General features: G+C 53.2%; 1 pseudogene. It reads left to right on the top strand.

The features are described from left to right. A pseudogene (gene rarA, locus GV818_RS33790) lies at positions 1 to 434 on the top strand (replication-associated recombination protein RarA); the annotation flags it as partial.

The following is a 434-nucleotide window of genomic DNA, read 5'->3' on the forward strand; positions in this document are numbered from 1 at the left end:
GCAACATTTGCTGGCTGCGGGGAAGCCGTTGCCGCGCGCTATCGAAGCCGGGCATCTGCATTCTATGATCCTCTGGGGGCCGCCGGGTACCGGCAAAACAACCCTCGCTGAAGTGATTGCCCGCTATGCGAACGCTGATGTGGAACGTATTTCTGCCGTCACCTCTGGCGTGAAAGAGATTCGCGAGGCGATCGAACGCGCTCGGCAAAACCGCAATGCAGGTCGCCGCACTATTCTTTTTGTTGACGAAGTTCACCGTTTCAACAAAAGCCAGCAGGATGCATTTCTGCCACATATTGAAGACGGCACCATCACTTTTATTGGCGCAACCACTGAAAACCCGTCGTTTGAGCTTAATTCGGCACTGCTTTCCCGTGCCCGTGTCTATCTGTTGAAATCCCTGAGTACAGAGGATATTGAGCAAGTACTAACTC

Origin of the sequence: Pseudomonas sp. Fl4BN1 (assembly GCF_009908285.1) — a bacterium.
GTDB lineage: Bacteria > Pseudomonadota > Gammaproteobacteria > Pseudomonadales > Pseudomonadaceae > Aquipseudomonas.